This is a genomic window from uncultured Roseobacter sp. (assembly GCF_947491795.1).
In the GTDB taxonomy this organism is placed as follows: Bacteria; Pseudomonadota; Alphaproteobacteria; order Rhodobacterales; family Rhodobacteraceae; genus Roseobacter.
On sequence record NZ_CANLKW010000004.1, the window covers coordinates 103667 to 123441 of the forward strand.

General features: G+C 61.0%; 22 protein-coding genes. 14 read left to right on the forward strand and 8 right to left on the reverse strand.

Going from position 1 to position 19775, the window contains the following annotated elements:
* Positions 1-132 precede the first annotated feature (132 nt).
* Complete coding sequence (locus tag Q1A34_RS17035) at positions 133-2649, reverse strand: FtsX-like permease family protein (RefSeq protein WP_300037039.1); 2517 nt, start codon at positions 2647-2649, stop codon at positions 133-135.
* Entirely contained in the window at positions 2646-3335 is a 690-nt protein-coding gene (locus Q1A34_RS17040; protein ID WP_300037042.1) for an ATP-binding cassette domain-containing protein, read from the reverse strand. Before Q1A34_RS17040 ends, Q1A34_RS17035 begins: the two co-directional genes overlap by 4 nt.
* Before the next feature lie 51 nt (positions 3336-3386).
* Between Q1A34_RS17040 and Q1A34_RS17045 the strand changes: the two genes are divergently transcribed.
* The gene (locus Q1A34_RS17045; protein WP_300037045.1) at positions 3387-4022 is read left to right on the forward strand and encodes an arylesterase; all 636 of its coding nucleotides are present in this window, start codon (positions 3387-3389) and stop codon (positions 4020-4022) included.
* Positions 4023-4070: 48 nt separating this feature from the next.
* Here the strand turns inward: Q1A34_RS17045 and Q1A34_RS17050 are convergent, their stop codons facing one another.
* Positions 4071-4277, reverse strand: a complete 207-nt coding sequence (locus tag Q1A34_RS17050; protein ID WP_300037048.1) for a cold-shock protein — start codon at positions 4275-4277, stop codon at positions 4071-4073.
* Between the two features lie 321 nt (positions 4278-4598).
* On the opposite strand from Q1A34_RS17050, the gene Q1A34_RS17055 reads away from it, so the two are divergent.
* Both Q1A34_RS17055 and preA read left to right on the forward strand, forming a co-directional pair.
* Positions 4599-5921: an NAD(P)-dependent oxidoreductase gene (locus tag Q1A34_RS17055; RefSeq protein WP_300037051.1), complete on the forward strand. Its 1323-nt coding sequence runs from the start codon at positions 4599-4601 to the stop codon at positions 5919-5921.
* 24 nt (positions 5922-5945) lie between these two features.
* Positions 5946-7250 carry an NAD-dependent dihydropyrimidine dehydrogenase subunit PreA gene (gene preA / locus Q1A34_RS17060; protein WP_300037054.1) on the forward strand — a complete coding sequence of 435 codons (1305 nt, stop codon included), beginning with the start codon at positions 5946-5948 and terminating at the stop codon, positions 7248-7250.
* Positions 7251-7258: 8 nt separating this feature from the next.
* On the opposite strand, the gene Q1A34_RS17065 is transcribed toward preA, so the two are convergent.
* Both Q1A34_RS17065 and Q1A34_RS17070 read right to left on the reverse strand, forming a co-directional pair.
* On the reverse strand, positions 7259-7729 hold the full coding sequence (locus Q1A34_RS17065) for a hypothetical protein (protein WP_300037057.1): 471 nt from the start codon (positions 7727-7729) through the stop codon (positions 7259-7261).
* A gap of 115 nt (positions 7730-7844) precedes the next feature.
* Positions 7845-8423 carry a TetR family transcriptional regulator C-terminal domain-containing protein gene (locus Q1A34_RS17070; RefSeq protein ID WP_300037561.1) on the reverse strand — a complete coding sequence of 193 codons (579 nt, stop codon included), beginning with the start codon at positions 8421-8423 and terminating at the stop codon, positions 7845-7847.
* A gap of 219 nt (positions 8424-8642) precedes the next feature.
* On the opposite strand from Q1A34_RS17070, the gene Q1A34_RS17075 reads away from it, so the two are divergent.
* The 9 genes from Q1A34_RS17075 to Q1A34_RS17115 all read left to right on the forward strand — a co-directional run bounded on the left by Q1A34_RS17075 (position 8643) and on the right by Q1A34_RS17115 (position 16552).
* Complete coding sequence (locus Q1A34_RS17075) at positions 8643-9893, forward strand: Zn-dependent hydrolase (RefSeq protein ID WP_300037060.1); 1251 nt, start codon at positions 8643-8645, stop codon at positions 9891-9893.
* Entirely contained in the window at positions 9890-10213 is a 324-nt protein-coding gene (locus tag Q1A34_RS17080) for a hypothetical protein (RefSeq protein WP_300037062.1), read from the forward strand. The genes Q1A34_RS17075 and Q1A34_RS17080 overlap by 4 nt, the downstream gene beginning before the upstream one ends.
* 83 nt (positions 10214-10296) lie before the next feature.
* Positions 10297-11757 carry a dihydropyrimidinase gene (gene hydA, locus Q1A34_RS17085; protein ID WP_300037065.1) on the forward strand — a complete coding sequence of 487 codons (1461 nt, stop codon included), beginning with the start codon at positions 10297-10299 and terminating at the stop codon, positions 11755-11757.
* 32 nt (positions 11758-11789) lie between these two features.
* On the forward strand, positions 11790-12371 hold the full coding sequence (locus Q1A34_RS17090; protein WP_300037564.1) for a DUF1877 family protein: 582 nt from the start codon (positions 11790-11792) through the stop codon (positions 12369-12371).
* Positions 12372-12379: 8 nt separating this feature from the next.
* Complete coding sequence (locus Q1A34_RS17095) at positions 12380-13159, forward strand: ABC transporter ATP-binding protein (RefSeq protein WP_300037068.1); 780 nt, start codon at positions 12380-12382, stop codon at positions 13157-13159.
* Positions 13160-13442: 283 nt separating this feature from the next.
* Positions 13443-14303 (forward strand): ABC transporter permease, encoded by an 861-nt coding sequence (locus Q1A34_RS17100; RefSeq protein ID WP_300037071.1) that lies wholly within the window; start codon positions 13443-13445, stop codon positions 14301-14303.
* Positions 14303-15142, forward strand: a complete 840-nt coding sequence (locus tag Q1A34_RS17105; protein WP_300037074.1) for an ABC transporter permease — start codon at positions 14303-14305, stop codon at positions 15140-15142. Before Q1A34_RS17100 ends, Q1A34_RS17105 begins: the two co-directional genes overlap by 1 nt.
* Before the next feature lie 34 nt (positions 15143-15176).
* Positions 15177-16166: an ABC transporter substrate-binding protein gene (locus Q1A34_RS17110; RefSeq protein WP_300037077.1), complete on the forward strand. Its 990-nt coding sequence runs from the start codon at positions 15177-15179 to the stop codon at positions 16164-16166.
* Between the two features lie 122 nt (positions 16167-16288).
* Positions 16289-16552, forward strand: coding sequence for a hypothetical protein (locus Q1A34_RS17115; protein ID WP_300037080.1), 264 nt, complete (start codon positions 16289-16291; stop codon positions 16550-16552).
* Positions 16553-16648: 96 nt separating this feature from the next.
* Here the strand turns inward: Q1A34_RS17115 and Q1A34_RS17120 are convergent, their stop codons facing one another.
* Positions 16649-16891 carry a hypothetical protein gene (locus Q1A34_RS17120; protein ID WP_300037083.1) on the reverse strand — a complete coding sequence of 81 codons (243 nt, stop codon included), beginning with the start codon at positions 16889-16891 and terminating at the stop codon, positions 16649-16651.
* A 469-nt stretch (positions 16892-17360) separates the two neighbouring features.
* Between Q1A34_RS17120 and Q1A34_RS17125 the strand changes: the two genes are divergently transcribed.
* Entirely contained in the window at positions 17361-17834 is a 474-nt protein-coding gene (locus tag Q1A34_RS17125; RefSeq protein WP_300037086.1) for a DUF2938 domain-containing protein, read from the forward strand.
* A gap of 214 nt (positions 17835-18048) precedes the next feature.
* Positions 18049-18435, forward strand: a complete 387-nt coding sequence (locus tag Q1A34_RS17130; RefSeq protein ID WP_300037089.1) for a BrnA antitoxin family protein — start codon at positions 18049-18051, stop codon at positions 18433-18435.
* 177 nt (positions 18436-18612) lie between these two features.
* On the opposite strand, the gene Q1A34_RS17135 is transcribed toward Q1A34_RS17130, so the two are convergent.
* Together Q1A34_RS17135 and Q1A34_RS17140 are read right to left on the reverse strand one after the other, a co-directional pair.
* Positions 18613-19182, reverse strand: a complete 570-nt coding sequence (locus Q1A34_RS17135; RefSeq protein ID WP_300037092.1) for a VPLPA-CTERM sorting domain-containing protein — start codon at positions 19180-19182, stop codon at positions 18613-18615.
* A 196-nt stretch (positions 19183-19378) separates the two neighbouring features.
* Positions 19379-19738 (reverse strand): hypothetical protein, encoded by a 360-nt coding sequence (locus Q1A34_RS17140; protein ID WP_300037095.1) that lies wholly within the window; start codon positions 19736-19738, stop codon positions 19379-19381.
* Positions 19739-19775 lie beyond the last annotated feature (37 nt).

The window sequence follows — 19775 nt, forward strand, 5'->3', positions numbered from 1 at the left end:
GAAAAGCCTGCGCTTCTCCTGGCACGGCCATCGGCGTCCCCGCCTGTACCGCAGTTTTGCGGTAACGTTATATGGTTAACGAAGGGTTGTTTCTTCTGGCGATAAATATCCCCGCCGGAGGCATGAAAAAAATTACTCGCGGTCGCGCAGAACCTGTGCCGGACGCGCATTCAGGGGCCCTGCAGCAAAAAGCAGACCGGCAAGCAGTGTTGCGACGACGCCGCCGGCGATAACAGCCAGGGCGGATGACCAGATTATGTGGAAATCAGTATCTAGGATGTACCGGCTGACGGCCCAGCCGCCCGCGATGCCTGCCGTCAGAGCAACCAGACCGGCGCACAGGCCGAGGATAGCGGAGCGGAGGGCAAAACTGGTCAGGATATGCCGCCTTTCTGCGCCGAGGGTTCGCAGCACGGCGGCCTCGAAAACCCGCGCACGGGTTCCGGCGGCGGCAGCGCCGATCAGGACCAGAAATCCGGTCAGAAGGGTTGCTGCCGCGCCGTATGATGTGGCTGCGGCAAGACCGGCCAGAACACCTGCTACCCGGTCAATCGCGTCCCGCACCCGGATCGCCGTGATGTTGGGGTATGCGCCTGCAAGATCGCGCAGGATCTGCGCCTCTGCGCTTTCTTCTGCATAGACGGTGGAGATGAAACTGTGGGGTGCGCCTGCCAGGGCTGAAGGATTCATTGCCAGGATAAAGCCGATGCCTGCAGTGGAGAAATCCACTTCGCGGAAGCTGGTGATGGTGCCGGTGATGTCGCGCCCCAGGATGTTCACGGTCAGCGCGTCCCCGAGGATGAGTCCCATCTCGGCGGCCTCCTCGGCGGCGAAACTGATCAGGGGTGGTCCGGTGTAGTCCTCGTCCCACCAGGTGCCCGCTGTCAGTCTGGTGCCCTCGGGCATCGGTCCTGAATAGGTCACACCACGGTCACCATCGAGGACCCAGTGGTCACCTGCAACATCACGCGCAGGCTGGTCGTTGATACGTGTTATGATACCGCGCAGCATGGGTGCGGACTGAACGCGGCTGACGGCCGGATCCTTTTCCAGACGCGCGGTATAGCCCTGCATCTGGTCTTTCTGGATGTCGACAAAAAAGTAGCTGGGGGCCACGTCTGGCAGATTGCCGGTGATGGCATTGCGCAGGTTGCCGTCGATCTGCCCGACGGCGGCGAGGACGGAAAGGCCCAGACCCAGCGACAGCACGACGGATGTGGCACCTTCCCGCGGACCCGAGATCGCCGCCAGTGCCCACCGCAGTGCCGGGCGGCCACGGGTGTAGCGCGCGCCATGCCGGGACAACAGGCGGATGAGCAGTGCGGCACCGGTCAGCAGGGCCAGGGCACCTGCAATGCCACCGGCGGTCCAGAGGGTCAGCCACCAGGTGCCGGAAAAGAACCCGGCCAGCCCCAGCAGACAGGCCAGAGCCAGAATTGTCGTCAACAGGTACTCTGGCGCGGGCAGGAGCCGCCCGCCGGAAAGTGCGTCACGAAAGAGCGTTGCCGCGCGGATTTCTCCGGTGCGGGCGAGCGGCCAGAGCGTGAAGATAAAGGCAGTGAGGATGCCGTAAAGCGCGGCTTCGAACAGGGGCTGCGGGTAGATGGCAAAGGCTGCCGGGATGGGCAGGCGCGCTTCGATCAGCGGTGACAGAACGAGCGGCGCCAGCGCCCCGAGTGTCAGGCCCACCGCGATCCCGGCCACAGACAGCACACCGATCTGGATGAAATAGGTCAGAAACACCGTGTGCCGGTCGGCGCCCAGCGTGCGCAGGGTCGCGATCACTTCGGTCTTTCCGGCCAGATAAGCTCGCACGGCAGAGGAGACGCCGACACCGCCCACAGCGAGGCCCGACAGGCCCACCAGGATCAGAAAGGCGCCCAGACGGTCTACGAATTCAGACACGCCTGGCGCGCCGTTGCGGGCATCGGTCCAGCGCATGCCGGTCTGGGCAAAGCGGCCGTTTGCCTCTGCCTCAAGTGCGGCGAGGTCAGTCCCGGGCGGCAGGATCAGACGATATTTTGTCGAAAAAAGTGTGCCCGGCTCCAGAAGAGAGGACTGTGCGAGGCTTTCGGTGCGCAGAATGGTCCGGGGCCCCAGCGCAAAGCCGCCTGCCGCACTGTCCGGCTCCCGTTCCAGCAGAGCGGTCAGAACAAACTCCTGCGTGCCCAGACGGAAGCGGTCGCCGACATCAAGCCCGAGACGATCCGCCAGGACGCGTTCTGTCACGGCACCGGGCAGTCCGTTCTGGTCGGCGATGGCCGCATCCAGAGGGATATCGGGCGACAAAAGCACACGGCCCACCAGCGGATAGGCGTCATCGACGGCCTTGATCTGGGTCAGACCGCGAACGTCACCCACCACAGCCATCGAGCGGAAATCCGCGATTTCAGAGACGGTGGTGGCGATGCCCTCCATCCAGGCGCGCTCTTCCGGGCTGGCAAAACGATAGGTGAAGTCAAGCTCGGCATCACCGCCCAGCAGGGCCGCGCCCTCGCGCGCCAGACCAGCCTCGATGCTGGTGCGGACGGTGCCGACGGCGGCGATTGCCGCAACGCCAAGCGCCAGGCAGGCCAGAAGGATGCGAAACCCGCGCAGACCGCCGCGCAGTTCCCGCCGGGCAAAGGTTGCAGCCAGGCGCAGGCTCATTCGGCGGCCTGTTCCAGCGGCGCGATGCGTCCGTCAGCCAGACGGATCACCCGGTCGCAGCGCTGTGCCAGATCGCGGGCATGGGTGACCAGAACGAGGGTCGCGCCGTGGCGGTCACGCAGCCCGAACAGCATGTCGATGATCGCCGTGCCGTTGGCGCCGTCCAGATTGCCGGTCGGCTCATCTGCGAGCAGGATCGCAGGCCGGGGTGCTGCGGCGCGTGCCAGAGCCACCCGCTGCTGTTCACCGCCGGACATCTGGGCGGGATAGTGATCAGCGCGGTGCGCAAGACCCACGTGTTCCAGTTCAGCGGCGGCTTTGTCAAAGGCATCGCGGTCGCCTGCCAGCTCCAGCTGGGTGGCGACGTTTTCCAGTGCTGTCATCGTCGGAATCAGATGAAAGGACTGGAACACCACGCCCATGTGATCCCGCCGGAATCGGGCCAGGGCATCTTCGTTCATCGCGGTGAGATCCTGTCCGAGGGCCAGTACCTGACCGGAGGTGGCCTGCTCAAGGCCCCCCATCAGCATCAGAAGAGAGGATTTACCGGACCCCGACGGGCCAACCAGCCCGACACTCTCGCCTTTGTGAACCTCAAGCGAGATGCCGTGCAGGATATCTACCCGGCCCGCATTGCCATCCAGCGACAAAGCCGCATCTTTAAGAGAGAAAATCTGATCAGTCATGCGTTGGCGCCTCTGAGCGGTATACCTGTGGCATATGGAGACTGGATCAAGATGCGCAAGGTAATGGTTCTGGCCGCTTTTCTGACGGCTACGGCAGCGCAGGCCGAAGAGACGGTGATTGCAGCTCTGGGTGACAGCCTGACCCAGGGGTACGGTCTGCCCGCTGAACAGGGGTTTGTGCCGCAGCTGCAGGCCTGGCTGGATGCGCAGGGGGCTGACGTGCGGCTGATCAATGCGGGCGTGTCGGGGGACACTACCGCGGGCGGTCTGTCACGCGCGGCCTGGACGCTGACACCGGAGGTGGACGCGATGATTGTGGCGCTTGGGGGCAATGACCTGCTCCGGGGGATTGATCCGGGTGTCAGCCGCGCCAACCTTGAGGGCATTCTGACGGCGGCTGACAGTGCGGGGGTCGAGGTGCTGCTGGTGGGCATGCAGGCGCCCGGCAATTACGGACCTGCATTCAAAGAAGCGTTTGACGCGATCTATCCGGAACTGGCCCGCGAGACGGGGGCGCTCTATGCGCCGGATTTCTTTGAGGGCCTGCAGGTTGCGGACGGTGATCCGGCCTCTGTCCGGGCGTTTATGCAGCCCGATGGGATTCATCCGAATGCGGAAGGCGTCGCGCGGATTGTTGAAGCGCTTGGCCCGCGGGTGCTGTCCCTCGTGGAGAAGACCGCCCCATAAAAAACGGGCGCAGAGTGCGCCCGTCAGGTCGTGGAGTATTCGTGGCAGTTACGCCAGTGCGAGGTTGCCCGCGCTTTCGCGGCCATCGCGGCCGGCTTCGATGTCAAATGTCACTTTCTGGTTGTCCGCCAGACCTGTGAGGCCTGCGCGTTCCACAGCCGAGATGTGCACAAAAACGTCTTTGCCGCCGCCGTCGGGCGCAATAAATCCGTAGCCTTTAGTTGAATTAAACCATTTCACGGTGCCAGAAGCCATATCCGTGTCTCCCTTAAAATGCCTGCCCGCGGAATGCGGCAGCGTGGCCCGGTGGAATAAGATCGAGGTACTGAGCCGTAGGGAGCAGTGGTCGAAAGTCTTCTCGTCGCGCGTTTTACTTTGGGTCGCGTTACGTCAAAATCAAGTGAAATTAATGTAACCGTCATTGTTGAGCAGGCTTCGGCAAATTCCCGCCAACGGCGAGTTGCCTGTTTTCTGATCACCGCACCGGTGCATTCGCCCGAAATAAATTTTACCAGTTGATAAAAAAATAAATACGTGAGAGCGTTTTCCTGAAAACAGATAAATCAGGGATCCGCTATGTCGCAGAATGCTTATACACCGGGCGTTGCCGCTGGACGGCTTGCACCCGATGCGTATGAAAGCCGGTTTTCAGACCTTCACCCGGCGCTGGATGCCCATGAGGCGCTGGTCGCTGCGGACAGATGTTACTTCTGCCACGACGCGCCCTGCATTACCGCCTGTCCGACAGACATCGATATCCCGCTCTTTATCCGACAGATCGCCACGGGCACGCCGGATGCGGCAGCAAAAACCATTCTGAGCCAGAACATCATGGGCGGTATGTGCGCCCGTGTCTGTCCGACCGAACAGCTATGCGAAGAGGCCTGCGTGCGTGAAATGGCCGAAGGCAAGCCGGTGCTGATCGGACAGTTGCAACGCTATGCGACCGACCACCTGCAGGCGCAGGGGGTGCATCCTTTCTCCCGTGCTGCGGTCACTGGTAAAACAGTGGCCGTGGTGGGGGCGGGACCTGCGGGTCTGTCCTGCGCCCACAGGCTGGCCATGCATGGCCACGATGTAGTGGTCTTTGATGCACGGCCCAAAGCGGGCGGTCTGAACGAATATGGTATCGCCACCTACAAAACCGTGGACGGCTATGCACAGGACGAAGTGGACTGGCTGTTGCAGATCGGCGGGATTGAAATCCGCAATGATCAGGCCCTGGTGCGCGATGTGACGCTGGAGGAGCTGCGCGCTGACTATGACGCGGTTTTTCTGGGCATGGGGCTGGGCGGTGTGAATACGCTGGGTCTTGACGGCGACGGCAAAGACGGCGTTCTGGATGCTGTTGATTTTATTGCAGATCTGCGCCAGGCGGGGGACGTGGCCCGCGTGCCCGTTGGCCGTGATGTGGTGGTCATCGGCGGGGGCATGACGGCTGTTGACGCAGCCGTTCAGGCCAAACTGCTGGGCGCGCTGAATGTGACACTGGTCTACCGGCGCGGCCAGGACCGGATGAATGCCAGTGTCTTTGAGCAGGATCTGGCCGCCAGCAAAGGTGTGCGGATTGTCACCCATGCGGTACCTAAGGCCATTCATGGCAACGGTGCGGTGCGGGAGATTGAATTTGACTATGTGGATGATGACATGGCGCCGACGGGCGAGACATTGCGTCTGGCCGCCGACCAGGTTTTTCGCGCGATCGGGCAAACACTGGATGGCGATGACCTGCCCGCGCTTGACGGGCGCAAGATCGGCGTGGACGCGCAGGGACGCACCTCGCTCGATGGTGTCTGGGCCGGGGGCGACTGTGCGGCGGGGGGTGATGATCTGACCGTCACAGCCGTGGCCGAGGGGCGCGACGCCGCCTTGGACATTCACGCGAAACTGATGGCCTGAGCGCCGGACTGACGGAGGACCAAAATGGCCGATCTGACAAGCGATTTCATCGGGATCAAATCCCCCAACCCGTTCTGGCTGGCTTCGGCGCCGCCGACAGACAAGGAATACAACGTCCGCCGTGCTTTTGAGGCCGGGTGGGGTGGTGTGGTCTGGAAGACCCTCGGCTCTGAAGGGCCACCGGTCGTAAATGTGAACGGGCCGCGCTATGGAGCGGTTTACGGTGCGGACCGGCGCCTGCTGGGGCTGAACAATATCGAGCTGATCACGGACCGCGATCTCTTTACCAATCTGGAGGAGATCAAACGCGTCAAGGCTGACTACCCCGACCGGGCGGTCGTGGTGTCGATCATGGTGCCCTGCGAGGAAGCGGCGTGGAAGGCGATCCTGCCGCTGGTCGAGAAGACCGGCGCGGATGGGATTGAGCTGAACTTCGGATGCCCGCACGGGATGAGCGAACGGGGCATGGGCGCTGCTGTGGGCCAGGTACCGGAATACATCGAAATGGTCACGCGCTGGTGCAAACAGTATTATTCCAAACCTGTGATCGTGAAGCTGACACCCAATATCACCGATATCCGCAAACCGGCGGCTGCGGCCAAAGCGGGTGGTGCGGATGCGGTCAGCCTGATCAACACGATCAACTCAATCACCTCGGTTGATCTGGACACCATGTCTCCGGAACCCTCGATTGACGGCAAGGGCTCTCATGGCGGGTATTGCGGTCCGGCCGTCAAGCCGATTGCCATGTCGATGGTGTCCGAGATCGCGCGTGGAGACGAGACGCGCGGCATTGCCATTTCAGGCATAGGTGGCATCACGAACTGGCGGGACGCGGCAGAGTTTATAACGCTGGGCTGTGGTAATGTGCAGGTCTGCACGGCGGCGATGACCTATGGCTTTAAGATCGTTCAGGAAATGATCAGCGGCCTGTCCGAATGGATGGATGAAAAGGGTCACACCAGTATCGATGATTTCCGGGGTGCGGCTGTGCCGAACGTGACCGACTGGCAGTACCTCAACCTGAATTACGTCGCCAAAGCGAAGATCAGTCAGGACCTGTGTATTTCCTGCGGCCGTTGTTTCGCGGCCTGCGAGGATACTTCCCACCAGGCGATTGCTATGTCAGACGACCGCGTTTTCACCGTCAAAGACAATGAATGCGTGGCGTGTAATCTTTGCGTCAATGTCTGCCCCGTCGAAGGCTGCATCACCATGGAGCCGATGGCTGCCGGTCAGATCGACCCGCGCACCGGCAGTGTGGTCGATGCGGACTATGCCAACTGGACGACGCATCCCAATAATCCGGCGGCACGTGCGGCCGAATAACGCCGGTTTCAGACGTCCTCACTCCTGAGGATAGGCGCGGTGGGCAGCGGATTGGGCATGACATATTCCGGCTCTGCGGCTGCATCCGCCTCGGCTTTTGCCTCAGCAGCGCGCGCAGCGGCCTTGTCTGCTGCACGGGCAGCCTCGGCCGCGCGGGCTTCGATCTGCTGGCGTGCCTGGCGTTCGAGGAACTCAGTTGCACCATCGGCCTTGGCCTGAGCCTCGACCACGGACTCAGATGTTGCATCCGTGCTTTCCATGCGGTCCCGTCCGCGTGCCAGAAGCGCCTCAAGCTGGGCACCACCTGTGCCTGTGCCGTTACCTGCACCATATCCGGACTGATCCGACGATGTGCCTGCTTCGCGGCCCGCGCTGGACTGCGATACAGGCTGCGAGGAAGCCAGCGCGTAGGCGCTGTCTGATCCCTGGCCCTGCACGGGCTGCGGGGCATAGGGATTAATCAGGGAAATTGCTGTCATTTCTTGCTCCGATCATCTCTCAAATTCGAAGCCCGCCACCGATAACCATTAAAAGGGTGTAAATGTTACCGGGGAGTTAATGAACGCAGCTGAATTTATTGTTGGTTAACAGAACCTAAGGTTTCAGCAGCCGCGTGAACAGCGCCGTGAGGTATTCAGCCGCTCCCGCCTGTGCGCCGGGGTCGTCGTGCAGCAGAACACGCACCTGGGCTGCAAAATCCGCATAGTGCTGGGTTGTGGCCCAGATCGAGAAAATCAGGTGCCTGGGATCCACGGAGTTGAGATGCCCGGCGTCCATCCATTTCTGAATAACATCGCATTTTTCGTCGAAAAGCGGTTGTAAACCGGCCTGAAGGTGCGGCGCCATACGCGGCGCGCCCTGCAGGATTTCTCCTGCGAAAAGCCGGCTTTCGCGGGGGAACTCATGTGCCATATCCAGCTTGCGGTGCACATAGTTCAGGATCTCGGTCAGCGGATCGCCCTGCGGGTCAAGTGTTACCAAAGGATCAAGCCAGGTTTCCATTAACTGGTTGAGCAGGGTGATATGAATCTCTTCCTTGCCTTCGAAGTAGTAAAGAATGTTCGGTTTGCTTAACCCGGCGCTCTCGGCGATCTGGTCCAGGGTCGCGCCCCGGTACCCGTGCTGTGAAAAGACCTCGAGGGCGGCATCCAGAATGCGACGCCGGTTGCGCATCTGGATGCGGCTTGGTTTTCTGTCGGTACTGACGGTCAACAGGTCCTCCGGTTCCCGCCCTGCCGCAAAAAAGGGCAGCGCTTTCAATAGGCCAAGCATCACAGCATCGCCGTGCAAAAGGAAGTCTTGACTTGGACCACCTCAGCCGCAATCGTAGCTTTACCAAATGGTAAAATTTCTTGCCGGAAAGGCAAGTACAATCAAGGGAGGGGCCCGGCCATGACGGCGCCAGGACAGAACCTGAAAATCAATCCCGACCGGCTCTGGGACAGCCTGATGGACATGGCGCAGATCGGGCCTGGCGTGGCGGGCGGAAACAACCGCCAGACGCTGACCGACGAGGACGGCGAGGGCCGCGCCCTGTTCCAGAGCTGGTGCGAAGCCGCCGGGTGCGACATGGGGCTGGATCAGATGGGCAACATGTTTGCCCGGCGCGAAGGTACGGATCCTGAGGCCCTGCCGGTCTATGTCGGCAGCCACCTTGATACACAGCCCACGGGCGGAAAGTATGATGGCGTTCTGGGGGTTCTGGGCGGTCTGGAAATCATCCGCACGCTGAATGATCTGAACATCCGCACAAAACACCCCATCGTCGTCACCAATTTCACCAATGAAGAGGGCACGCGTTATGCCCCCGCGATGCTCTCATCAGGCGTTTTCGCGGGCATTCATACGCAGGACTGGGCCTACGCGCGCGAGGATGCCGAGGGCAGGAAATTCGGCGACGAGTTAAAACGCATCGGGTGGCGGGGCGACGAAGAGGTTGGTGCGCGGAAAATGCATGCGTTTTTCGAGCTGCACATCGAACAGGGACCGATCCTGGAAGCCGAAGGCAAAGATATCGGCGTTGTCACCCATGGTCAGGGACTTTCGTGGACCGAAGTGACGATCACAGGCAAAGACAGCCACACCGGTTCGACGCCGATGCCCATGCGCCGGAACGCAGGTCTCGGCATGGCGCGCGTGCTGGAGAAAGTGGATGAGATCGCCTGGAGCCACGCGCCACATGCGGTGGGGGCGGCGGGGCATATCGATGTCTACCCTAATTCGCGCAATGTGATCCCGGGCAGGGTTGTTTTTACCGTCGATTTCCGCTCGCCGGAGCTGAGCGTGATTGAGGACATGGAGGCGCGGTTGCGGGTTGAGGCGCAGAAAATCTGTGATGAGATGGAACTGGCCGTTGAGTTTGAGAAGGTCGGCGGGTTTGATCCGGTTGCCTTTGACGAAGGGTGTGTCACGGCGGTGCGCACTGCGGCGGAACGGCTGGGGTACAGTCACATGAACCTGATTTCGGGTGCCGGGCATGACGCCTGCTGGATCAACCGGGTGGCGCCCACGGCGATGGTCATGTGTCCTTGCGTGGACGGGCTGAGCCACAACGAGGCCGAAGAGATATCAAAGGACTGGGCCATGGCGGGCGCGGATGTTCTGTTGCATGCTGTGGTGGAGACAGCGGAGATTGTCGGGTGATCGATGCCGGTCTGTCGCTGGCGGAGCGGATATCCGCGCTGATTGAGGCAGAGCTTGCGGAGGCAGAGGCCACGGATGATCCGGTACTGCGCCAGACAGCAGGTGACATGCGGAAGATGCTGAGATCACCCAAAGAAGTAACCGTCAGTTTTTCGGGGGGGCTTACGCGGAAGTGCTGGTCGGTGACACACGGAGACGGGGATTACAGGGTGATCTACATGCCGCTTGCGGGGTATTTCTCGCTCTGTGTGGAGAGCGGTTTCGGACCTTTGGACATTGGTGTGCACGGGTCCGCGCTGGGGTGTTTTTCGTCGGTCTGAGGAGGGCTCTGCCCTCGGCCTGCGGCCTCACCCGGGATATTTACAGGCCAGAAGAAACCGGCCGCTGAGATGGGAGATGTAAGATGAGCAAGGTAATCAAAGGCGGGATGGTCTGCACGGCGGACCGGACCTGGAAGGCCGATGTGCTGATTGAGGGCGAGACAATCAGCCAGATCGGCGAAGACCTGTCGGGCGATGAGTATATCGATGCGGAAGGGGCCTATGTGATCCCGGGCGGGATTGATCCGCATACGCATCTGGAAATGCCGTTCATGGGGACCACGGCGGCGGAAACCTTCGAGAGTGGGACCTGGGCTGCGGCAGCAGGCGGGACCACAATGGTCGTGGATTTCTGTCTGCCGGGGGCTGACGGGTCGATCAAAAATGCGATTAACGAGTGGCACCGCAAGTCCGCGCCGCAGATCTGTTCGGATGTCGGCTATCACATGGCGATCACCGGCTGGAACGAGACTGTCTTTAACGAGATGAAGGACGCCGTAGATATGGGCGTGAACTCGTTCAAGCATTTCATGGCCTATAAAGGCGCGCTGATGGTGGAGGACGATGAGATGTTTGCCTCTTTCCAGCGCTGTGCGGAGCTGGGTGCATTGCCGATGGTGCATGCGGAGAACGGCGATGTGGTGGCAGCGCTGCAGGAGAAATATTTCAACGAGGGGATCACCGGTCCTGAGGGGCACGCCTATTCGCGTCCGCCGGAGGTTGAAGGTGAGGCCGCGAACCGGGCCATAATGATTGCGGATGCGGCCGGTACGCCGCTCTATATTGTGCATGTGTCCTGTGAGCAGGCGCATGAGGCGATCCGGCGCGCGCGGCAGAAGGGCATGCGGGTCTATGGCGAGCCGCTCATTCAGTTCCTGACGCTGGACGAATCCGAGTATTTCAACAAGGACTGGGACCACGCGGCGCGGCGGGTGATGTCGCCACCGTTCCGCTCAAAGGACCATCAGGACAGCCTCTGGGCCGGGTTGCAGGCGGGATCATTGCAGGTTGTGGCCACGGATCATGCGGCCTTTAACACCGAGCAGAAGCGCGCGGGCCGGGATGATTTCCGGATCATTCCCAATGGTTCGAATGGCCTGGAAGAGCGTCTGGCGGTGCTCTGGACGGAAGGGGTCGAGACCGGGCGGCTCACGCCCAATGAGTTTGTCGCGGCCACCTCGACCAATGTGGCGAAGATCCTGAACATCTACCCGCGCAAGGGAGCGCTGGTTGAAGGCGCAGATGCGGATATCGTGGTGTGGGATCCGAAGATTACCAGGACGATCAGTCCGGCCAATCATCATTCCGTGCTGGACTACAATGTATTTGAGGGTTTTGAGGTGAAGGCGCAAAGCCGCTATACGCTGAACCGGGGCGAGGTGATCTGGGCCTGGGGGCAGAATTCGCAACCCAATCCGGGGCGCGGGCGGTTTATTCCGCGGCCTGCGTTTTCGTCCGCTGCCGCGGCGCTGAGCAAGTGGAAAGCGCTGAACGCGCCGAAGATGATCCAGCGTGATCCGCTGAACATACCGGCGGGTATTTAGTTGGTTCAAAAAAGAAAGCGCATTCAGTGAGCATGATTGGAAGTGTTCTGCGAGTTGCCCCGAAAGACCTTGAATTGCTATTCAGATCTCCGGGACAAATCGGCATGGTGATTTATGGTGAAGACCTGACACAGCAAGAACCGGAGAAGCAGGGTTGGATTGCCCGGTTTTTAAGAAATAAAACGATGTCTGCGCCTGGTCATTCCGAGCGTATTTTGAAGCCTGCGCCGGAATCTGCATTCCTTGACCTCGACAAATCTTGGGGTGCCATTCACTTTGCATTTACCGATAGCAATGGGAAAGAAGACCTGCCTGCCGGTTTCATTTTAAACGGTGCAGAGATCGGCGAGATCGACGTAGGTTATGGGCCTGCTCGCGGTTTTGGAGTGCGTGACGTCTTTGAAATCCACCAATTCCTTTCTTTGAAAACAGCGGGCGAATGGGTGGATAGCATCAATCCCGCTGCGCTTTTGGAGGCGGATGTTTACCCATTTTTCGATGAGGCGTTCGGAGAGGATGAAAAAAACTATGTCAGTGAATATCTGGCCGAACTGAAATCTTTTGTTGCTGACATTCATGCGGAAGGCGACGCCATGATCGTATACCTGAATTGATCAGTTCTGTGTCGCCACCGGTCATTCTGGCCAACTCGCTGGACCTGACGTTCCAGACCAATGACGGGCCGGTGCATGCGCTGAAAGACGTCAGTCTGGAGATCGGCAAAGGCGAGTTTGTCAGTTTCATCGGGCCGTCGGGCTGTGGCAAGACGACTTTTCTGCGCTGTATGGCGGATCTGGAGCATCCGACCGGTGGGTCGATCACCGTAAACGGGGTAAGTGCCGGGGAGGCACGCCGCGCGCGGGCCTATGGCTATGTGTTCCAGGCGGCAGGGCTTTACCCCTGGAGGACGATTGGTGGCAACATAAGGCTGCCGCTGGAGATTATGGGCTATGACCGCGCGGAGATGGATGCGCGGGTGGCGCGGGTTCTGGAGCTGGTGGAGCTGGCCGGGTTTGAGAAGAAGTTTCCCTGGCAGCTTTCAGGCGGCATGCAGCAGCGGGCGTCGATTGCCCGTGCGCTGGCCTTTGATGCGGATATTCTGCTGATGGATGAGCCCTTTGGGGCGCTGGATGAGATTGTGCGGGACCATCTGAATGAGCAGTTGCTGCAGCTTTGGGCCCGTACAGAAAAGACCATTGCCTTTGTGACCCATTCGATCCCCGAGGCGGTTTATCTGAGCACGAAGATCGTTGTGATGAGCCCGCGCCCCGGCCGGATCACGGATGTGATCGACAGCCCGCTGCCAAAGGAACGCCCGCTGGAGATCCGCGACACGCCGGCGTTTCTGGAGGTGGCGCACCGTGTGCGCGAAGGGCTGCGGGCGGGGCATATTGATGACTGAGCCTGGATCTGTGGCAGCCCGGCCCTCCGGGGGGAGTATTTGCCGAAGGGTGAAGCGGGATGGGCGCGGGTGATCATGCGCTGCGTTTCCTTTTTGTTTGCCGTGGTTGGATCACTGGCGGCTGTCGTGTGTCTTGCGGCATTGGGTGATGATCGCAACCTGCGCTGCTGGGAGAGGCCCGCAAACCAACGCGCGGATGCTGCCGGACGCATGCGGAGGGTCGCGCTGGTGTTCCCGGGATCAGTTGCGGTGGCCCGCTGGCTTTGGTGGAGAGGAAGGGCGCATGCGTAGCGTTGTACCCGTTTTGACAGTGGTTCTGGGCATCTTCGTGCTGTGGTACGCGGCGGCGGTCTGGCTGAATGCGCCCTGGGCCTGGGACAAGGCGACGCGGTCGGGCGAGGTACTGACAACGCAGACCCTGGTGGCAGATACCTGGAGCCAGGAGAAGCCAAAACTGCCCGCGCCGCATCAGGTGGGGGCAGAAATCTGGAAAACCACGGTGGAAAAGAAGATCACGTCCAAACGGTCGCTGATCTATCATTCATGGGTCACGCTGAGCGCGACGCTTTTGGGGTTTGCCCTGGGCACCGGGCTCGGGATCGCGCTGGCTGTGGGCATTGTCTACAACCGGACGATGGACAAGAGCATTATGCCCTGGGTCATCGCGAGCCAGACGATCCCCATCCTGGCGATTGCGCCGATGATCATTGTGGTGCTGAATGCGGTGGGCATATCGGGGTTGCTGCCCAAGGCGATGATTTCGATGTATCTGTCGTTCTTTCCGGTCGTGGTGGGCATGGTGAAGGGGCTGCGCAGTCCGGATGCAATGCAGCTCGATCAGATGCGCACATGGAATGCGAGCCCGCAGCAGACCTTCTGGCGGCTGCGGCTGCCCTCCTCGATGCCGTACCTTTTCACCTCGCTGAAGATTGCCATGGCGGCGTCTCTGGTGGGGGCGATTGTGGGTGAACTGCCCACAGGTGCAGTGGCGGGGCTGGGCGCGCGGCTGCTGGCGGGCAGCTATTACGGGCAGACGATCCAGATCTGGTCGGCCCTGCTGATGGCGGCAGCGCTGGCGGCGGTTCTGGTCGGGCTGATTGGTCTGATCCAGCGCATCACCCTGCGGCGCATGGGGATGCTGTGATGGGCTGGCTGGTCTTTGCTTTTGCGGTCTGGGCAGGGGGTTGGTGGCTGAACACCCGTCTGGCAGCGCTGCCGCCGACGCGGGCTGTGTCGCTGGCCATACCGGTCGTATTCGGCCTGACGCTGGTGGCGGTCTGGGAAGGGATTGTGCATGGTTTTGAGATCAGTCCGGTCCTGCTGCCTGCTCCGTCGGCCATTGCCGCGCGCTTTGCCGCCTCGACAGACATTCTCTGGCAGGACTTTGTGCAGACAGTGATCAGGGGCGCGCTGAGCGGCTACGCCATCGGCTGTGGATCGGCTTTTCTGGTGGCCATTCTGGTGGACCGGTACGACTTTCTGCGCCGCGGTCTGCTGCCTGTAGGGAATTTTGTGGCAGCGCTGCCGGTGATTGGCATGGCACCTATTCTCGTCATGTGGTTCGGTTTTGACTGGCAGTCCAAGGCGGCCGTTGTCGTGGTGATGGTCTTTTTCCCCATGCTGGTGAACACGGTGCAGGGTCTGAGCGACACCTCCGCGATGCAGCGGGATCTGATGCGGACGTACGGTGCCGGATACTGGACGACACTGCTCAAACTGCGGTTGCCTGCGGCGATGCCCTTTGTGTTCAACGGGCTGAAGATCGCCAGTACTCTTGCGCTGATCGGGGCGATTGTGGCCGAGTTTTTCGGCTCCCCGATCCGGGGCATGGGCTTTCGGATATCGACATCTGTCGGACAGCTTGCGCTTGATCTCGTATGGGCCGAGATTGTTGTGGCCGCGATTGCGGGATCGGCGTTTTACGGCAGTATTGCCCTTCTGGAACGGGCGGTGACATTCTGGCACCCGTCGCAGAGACGATAACAAAAACCAGAATACGACAACAAAGGAGAGTATGATGAAAACCATAACAACACTGGCCGCAGGTGCGGCGCTGGGTCTCTGGGGCGCAACAGCCCAGGCGGCGGATGATGTAACACTGCAGCTGAAGTGGGTCACCCAGGCACAGTTCGCAGGCTACTATGTGGCACTGGACAAAGGGTTTTACGAGGAAGAGGACCTGAACGTGACCATCAAGCCGGGTGGCCCGGATATTGCACCGACACAGGTGCTGGCCGGTGGCGGCGCGGATGTGACCGTTGAGTGGATGCCCGCAGCGCTGGCCGCGCGCGAGAAGGGGCTCGGCATGGTCAATATCGCGCAGCCTTTTAAGTCGTCCGGCATGATGCTGACCTGCCGCAAGGATGCAGGCGTGACCAGTACAGATGACTTTGCAGACAAAACGCTGGGCGTCTGGTTTTTCGGCAATGAATTCCCGTTCCTCAGCTGGATGAGCAAGCTCGACATTGCCACAGATGGCAGTGATGGCGGCGTCACCGTTCTCAAGCAGGGCTTTAACGTGGACCCGCTGTTGCAGGGCCAGGCGGCCTGTGTGTCGACCATGACCTACAACGAATACTGGCAGGTGATTGATGCAGGTCTGACACCTGATGATCTGACCGTTTTCAAGTATGAGGACCAGGGTGTGGCAACGCTGGAGGATGGTCTCTATGCGCTTGAGGAAAACCTTGCTGATCCGGCGTTTGAGGACAAGATGGTCCGGTTCGTTCGGGCGTCGATGAAGGGCTGGAAATATGCCGAGGCGAACCCTGACGAGGCAGCGGAAATCGTTCTGGACAACGATGCCAGCGGGGCGCAGACCGAAAAGCACCAGAAGCGTATGATGGGCGAGATTGCGAAACTGACGGCGGGCAGCAACGGCGCGCTGGACCCGGCGGACTACGAGCGGACCGTTGCATCGCTGTTGTCCGGCGGCTCTGACCCTGTGATCTCGAAGGCACCTGAGGGCGCCTGGACGCATGCCATCACTGACAAGGCGCTGAACTGAGCAATATTCAGGCGTTCTGAGAGAGGCCGGCCGCTGCGCCGGCCTTTTTTATTCCCTGTACACTGGACTTTAAGCTTTCAGACCCCATCTGGACTCCCAGCCAAGGGAGTTTGAGGGACAACATGAGTAATATGGAAAATCTGGACAGCCAGCTTACCGAAAAGGAACGCCAGGCAGAGGTGAACCGCCGCGCGATGGCCTCTGTCCAGGCACAGCGCATACGGCGCGAGGCCCGCGGCTATGCCGTGATGGGCAGTGCGCTGAACTACGGAGAAGGCGCGATGGGCGGAGGGGCGTTTGGCAAAATCAGCCATGGCGCAAAGCTGTTCTGCATCCTTTTTGCGATGCTGGTGCCAAGCCTGCTGATCTGGCGGGTTCTGCTCTGAACCGAACTCTTGCCGGGTGAAATGATGTAACGCCGCGCCCCCGTGTGCGGCGTTTTCAGTTTGTGGTGCAGCACCGCGTTGCGGCGGCGACCTGGCTTATTCTGCTGGAAGAGATGATGCTCCGGCGGTGGCGCGCACAGGCTGCAGACGGGCGGTGTCGGCACGCCTGTCTCCGCGGGCTGTCAGCGTTGCCACAGTGATCAGGGTAAAGGTTACGCCCATCCCGACAAAGAGATAGATGGTCAGCGCCTGCATGAAGCCCGCGTCCGTAAAAATCAGGGCCGCAGCGAATGAGAAAAAGCCCAGAATGCCGCCGATGAGAGCCGAGACTGTTGCCATCTGAAATCACTCCTTTGCGTCCTGCTGATGCGGAAAGAAAGGGGGAACGGTGTCACAAATGTGGCGGGACTCCGACAGGTCTGCCACAGAGCACGGCCTCCACTCTGACAAACACGGGGTCATGATTGCAGAACGCTTTCTGATCAGACAGTTACGGGCTCTCACAGATTGATAAAATTCGACCGATATGTGACCTGGGTTACAGATCGGCAGGTGGGATCGTGGTTAACTGAACCTGTCCATGGATGTGATTACTCCCGCATTCCGGCTCCCGGTGCCTGGTGACACCCGGAGGGGACGCACTCTGAAGACGGTCACGCGTATCTCTTCCTGCGCATGACCTGTATCCTTGGCGGGCCGGTGACGCATACCGGCCCGTCTTTTTATGTGCTGCAGCCGGTTTTCAGATGCCTTGTGGTTTGTGCCACAGGGTGTCAGTTTCCGGCCAGCGGACAGGGGAGCGGGTGCAGTGGACAGTCTGGTGATAACGGGTGTGGTGATGGGTCTGGTGGCGACGGTGGCGCTGGATCTCTGGGCGCTGCTGCTGGCGCGTGTGGCGGGCCTGCCGGTGACGAACTGGGCGATGGTGGGCCGCTGGGTGGCGCATCTTCCGCGCGGCACTCTGTTCCATGATGACATCGCCCGGGCGGCCCCGGTGACAGCAGAAAAGGCGCTGGGCTGGGGCTTTCACTATGCGGTGGGCGTGGCTTATGGCATCGCGCTCGCCCTGCTGATGGGACCGGCCTGGACGGCGGCACCGACGTTGGTGCCGGCCTGGGTGTTTTCGATCCTGATGCTGGGGTTCGGGTGGTTCCTGTTGCAACCCGGGCTGGGGCTGGGCATGGCCGCGTCGCGCACGCCGAACCCGGGTAAAGCAAGGGCGCTGGGGCTGATTGCGCATACGGTTTTCGGCCTCGGGCTCTGGGCCGGTGCGCTGCTCTGAGCGGGGCCCCGGGGCCTGTCGGCATTACGTCGGTAAAACGTCGGTATTACGTCGGTGCGCGGCGTACGCAACGGTCAGAGGATTGTAACGGGCCTGTGGCAGACTGGGCTTTCGCGCTGACCTGACCCTGGCGTGCCCCGGAACCGGTCGCATCCCGGGGGAGCATGGGGCCCCGGGGTCGGGCGCGCACTGCGACACGACAGGAGCCCCGCCGATGGCCACCATGACCAAATCCGAACTGCTGGCCCGCCAGCGCCTGATCTATCACCTGTGGCGTGCCGATGGGGACGCCGTGCCGCTGCACCGGCTGCGCGCCGAGGCGCCCGAGGCCTGGCACACGATCGAGGCGGATATCGACACCCATGAGCCGAAGGTGAAGGTTTCGCTCTATCTGGACCGGTCTGTGGCCAGGCTCTTTCGCGCGATGGGCAAAGGCTATCAGCAGCGCATCAACCGCATTCTGGACACCTGGCTGGCGATGAAAATGGCCGGGCTGATGGAAGAGGAGCGCGCCCTGGCCGAGCGGCGCGCGGATCTGCTGGCCGAGGAAAAGGTCACGGGCGAGCGCCCCGGCTGGGGCGAACATGTGGGCAATGAGTGACCCTGCTGCAGCGCCACAAACGAAAAACGGCGGACATCTGCCCGCCGTTTTGACTGTGTCACCCACAGCGTCTGACGAAAACCCAAAAGATCGCGCGTCAAGTGATGCTTTGAAATCTGTGATTTCAGGCAGCGTTGTGTGACCCCGGTTTTTCGCGTGACGCGTTGGTGATGCGCATTAGGACAGGCGCTTTTTCCGGCGTGCGACGGCCAGAGCACCAAGACCGCTGATCACCAGCAGACCGCCCGCAGGCAGCGGCACAGGGGCCAGACGCGTGTCGATGCTCACCGTGTAGGATCCGTCCCCGAAGTTGGCCGAGGAGGTCGCCTCCGACAGGTTCGTCGTGAAGTTCGACTTGGCGCCGCCAAAGGCCAGCACATAGTCGCCGTTGCCGAGCGCGTTTTCGAGCGGCAGGCTGTCAAAGGACAGCACCGCGCCCTGGCCGCTGCGGTTCAGCGGAAAGTTGGATGTGCGCGCGATCAGGATACCATCGGAGTAAAGACCGAATGTCTCGTCCAGGTTGCTGCCGACATTGCTGAAAAAGGTGATGTCGATCTCGGCCAGGAAATAGCCTTCGGGCGTGTCCAGGCTGAAGCCGATGTAATCCAGTTCCCGGGGCGTGGCAGTGCCCGCACCTGCGGCACCCATGGTCGCGTCGCCCAGATCGATATCGAGCGTTGCAGCCGAGGCGGCGATGGAGGACACGGCAAACAGTGCGCCGGCCATAAGTGTTGTCACAAACTTCATAACGTTTCTTCCCCTTGTTAATATTATGTTAAGCGTCATTTCATGTTGCGGCGCCGGGTGCAACCGGATGGCCATTTGCTGGTAAACAGGCTGTAGCAATCTGAAATGATGCGTAAATTTTGTGCAGTTGGCTGACCCCTGAGGCGAGTGCCGGGGGTGTGTTCCCGGTATGCTGGAGGGAGAGGCGGGAGAGGGCTCAGCGGGTGGCGGTGACGCTGCATCCTTCGACATCAGGGTTGGTGTAGATTTCCGCTGTGTCCGCCCGGGTCAGCGTTGCCCGTGTGCGCCCGCCGTTGTCCCAGTCGATCAGCCCAAAGATGCGGGGGCCGTCCTGTTTGGCGGTGATCTGCCCGGTCTGACCCAGGTCATTGCGGTAGGTGCCCGTGAATTCGTTCGGCGTTGTTTCCCGCAGGTGGGCGACAGCTGTCACGGTGCCCGCGCCGGTCGGGCTGTCGGCGGTGCACTGTGCCGTGAAGTTCCAGGTGCCTGAAAGGCCGGACCCGGTGGCGCAGGCAGCGATGAGGGGCAGGGCGAGCAGGAGAGGTGTTGGTTTCATAGAGCAGAGCGTGGCGGGAAAGTGCCGGGGGTTCAAT

Bases quoted from the DNA above. Each gene is read 5' to 3' on its own strand.
- Q1A34_RS17035 (WP_300037039.1), bottom strand. From the start codon at position 2,649: ATGAGCCTGCGCCTGGCTGCAACCTTTGCCCGGCGGGAACTGCGCGGC.
- Q1A34_RS17040 (WP_300037042.1), bottom strand. From the start codon at position 3,335: ATGACTGATCAGATTTTCTCTCTTAAAGATGCGGCTTTGTCGCTGGAT.
- Q1A34_RS17045 (WP_300037045.1), top strand. From the start codon at position 3,387: ATGCGCAAGGTAATGGTTCTGGCCGCTTTTCTGACGGCTACGGCAGCG.
- Q1A34_RS17050 (WP_300037048.1), bottom strand. From the start codon at position 4,277: ATGGCTTCTGGCACCGTGAAATGGTTTAATTCAACTAAAGGCTACGGA.
- Q1A34_RS17055 (WP_300037051.1), top strand. From the start codon at position 4,599: ATGTCGCAGAATGCTTATACACCGGGCGTTGCCGCTGGACGGCTTGCA.
- preA (WP_300037054.1), top strand. From the start codon at position 5,946: ATGGCCGATCTGACAAGCGATTTCATCGGGATCAAATCCCCCAACCCG.
- Q1A34_RS17065 (WP_300037057.1), bottom strand. From the start codon at position 7,729: ATGACAGCAATTTCCCTGATTAATCCCTATGCCCCGCAGCCCGTGCAG.
- Q1A34_RS17070 (WP_300037561.1), bottom strand. From the start codon at position 8,423: ATGCGCAACCGGCGTCGCATTCTGGATGCCGCCCTCGAGGTCTTTTCA.
- Q1A34_RS17075 (WP_300037060.1), top strand. From the start codon at position 8,643: ATGACGGCGCCAGGACAGAACCTGAAAATCAATCCCGACCGGCTCTGG.
- hydA (WP_300037065.1), top strand. From the start codon at position 10,297: ATGAGCAAGGTAATCAAAGGCGGGATGGTCTGCACGGCGGACCGGACC.
- Q1A34_RS17090 (WP_300037564.1), top strand. From the start codon at position 11,790: ATGATTGGAAGTGTTCTGCGAGTTGCCCCGAAAGACCTTGAATTGCTA.
- Q1A34_RS17100 (WP_300037071.1), top strand. From the start codon at position 13,443: ATGCGTAGCGTTGTACCCGTTTTGACAGTGGTTCTGGGCATCTTCGTG.
- Q1A34_RS17105 (WP_300037074.1), top strand. From the start codon at position 14,303: ATGGGCTGGCTGGTCTTTGCTTTTGCGGTCTGGGCAGGGGGTTGGTGG.
- Q1A34_RS17110 (WP_300037077.1), top strand. From the start codon at position 15,177: ATGAAAACCATAACAACACTGGCCGCAGGTGCGGCGCTGGGTCTCTGG.
- Q1A34_RS17115 (WP_300037080.1), top strand. From the start codon at position 16,289: ATGAGTAATATGGAAAATCTGGACAGCCAGCTTACCGAAAAGGAACGC.
- Q1A34_RS17120 (WP_300037083.1), bottom strand. From the start codon at position 16,891: ATGGCAACAGTCTCGGCTCTCATCGGCGGCATTCTGGGCTTTTTCTCA.
- Q1A34_RS17130 (WP_300037089.1), top strand. From the start codon at position 18,049: ATGGCCACCATGACCAAATCCGAACTGCTGGCCCGCCAGCGCCTGATC.
- Q1A34_RS17135 (WP_300037092.1), bottom strand. From the start codon at position 19,182: ATGAAGTTTGTGACAACACTTATGGCCGGCGCACTGTTTGCCGTGTCC.
- Q1A34_RS17140 (WP_300037095.1), bottom strand. From the start codon at position 19,738: ATGAAACCAACACCTCTCCTGCTCGCCCTGCCCCTCATCGCTGCCTGC.